This is a genomic window from Achromobacter semiaridum (assembly GCF_053543755.1).
This window is the reverse complement of sequence record NZ_JBLVOL010000083.1, coordinates 136,645-137,165: the sequence shown is the minus strand read 5'-3', so window position 1 is coordinate 137,165 and position 521 is coordinate 136,645. Positions and strand designations below refer to the sequence as shown.

Annotated in this window: 1 protein-coding gene; it reads right to left on the bottom strand. The window is 64.5% G+C overall.

Annotation, left to right across the window (positions count from 1 at the left end):
• On the bottom strand, positions 1-442 hold a 442-nt coding region (locus ACNPP0_RS21530), incomplete at its 3' end, for a PAS domain-containing protein (RefSeq protein WP_448706949.1).
• Positions 443-521: the final 79 nt, after the last annotated feature.

The window sequence follows — 521 nt, the reverse complement described above, 5'->3', positions numbered from 1 at the left end:
GCGCGGCGCCGCGCAAACCGCCCAGGGGGTTTTTCACTTCATGTGCCAGGTTGCGCAGCAGTTCACGATGCGCTTCGATTTCGTCAACCAGGCGATGGTTGCGGTCGGCCAGCACGCGCTGCTCGATCTCGCGCGTTTCAATCAATACCGGCCAGCGTTGGCCGGTCAGCCCCACCGTGGTGACGGCAACTTCGACGGATTCGGCGGCGCGGCGCAACGAGGCCAATTGCCTGACGTCGGCGTACCTGCCGGCGGCGGCGCGGTCGATGGAGGACTGGATGTTTTCTGGGGTGTCGAACAGCGTGGCGGCGGAGTGCCCGCATAGTTGCTTGCGCGAGCGGCCGAACAAATCTTCGGCGGCGGCGTTGGCATACTCAATGTGACCGCGCTCGTTGACCAGGAAAACGGACGTGGCAAGCAGATCGAGAGCTTCTACATTCATTTTTCAACGTACCCGAATGACAGGGGAAAAGCGGAACGCGCCCGCGACGGCGGCGCCGGAACCCGGCGCCCAGCCCGCC